Here is a 565-nt window from a genome sequence, read left to right as displayed (position 1 = left end):
GTGTAATACTTCAGGCTGCTTTTCGCTTCTTGGGCGGCCGCGATGCCTTGCCAGACGGGGCGCTGGTGTCGGCGGTACGTTTTGAAAATCCGCGTGTCGGTGGTTCGATTCCGCCCCAGGCCACCAGCAGATCCCACCCCAAGAATCGCTAGATTCTTGGGGTTTTTCGTTTGTGGAGCGGCATTCCGAGCCTCGGCCGATTGTGGGGCGGCGTGATAAAATCTTCGCCGACTCAACGACTTAGAGGACTTGAGGATGCGCCCGAAGGCGCCGCAAGTCCTTTTTCGTTTCGGCGGCTCGTGCATGCGCGAGTCCGTGCGCCGCCCGCGCGGCGCGATGAGCGGCATAAGCGCCGCGCCGTTTCGGGCCGCGCGCACCTGCCTATACTGGGTGGGCCGGCGCAGCCGGCGCGCGTCGAATCACAGGCGCGCTCGCTCATCATTCACGGAGTATCACGGTGATTCGGACAGACGCTAAGGACGGCGCGCTCGTATTGTTTTCCGGCGGCCAGGATTCGGCCACATGTGTGGCCTGGGCGCTCGAGCGCTATCAGACCGTCGAGACG

The 565-nt window shown here is 63.4% G+C and carries 1 protein-coding gene; it reads left to right on the top strand.

The features are described 5' to 3' along the window. Positions 1-457 precede the first annotated feature (457 nt). Positions 458-565 (top strand): 7-cyano-7-deazaguanine synthase (locus tag J5M67_RS29685; RefSeq protein WP_368735960.1); only part of this gene is annotated, 108 nt, incomplete at its 3' end.

Origin of the sequence: Pseudomonas sp. 30_B (assembly GCF_017491605.1) — a bacterium.
Lineage (GTDB): Bacteria > Pseudomonadota > Gammaproteobacteria > Pseudomonadales > Pseudomonadaceae > Pseudomonas.
This window is presented reverse-complemented; position numbering and strand designations above follow the sequence as displayed.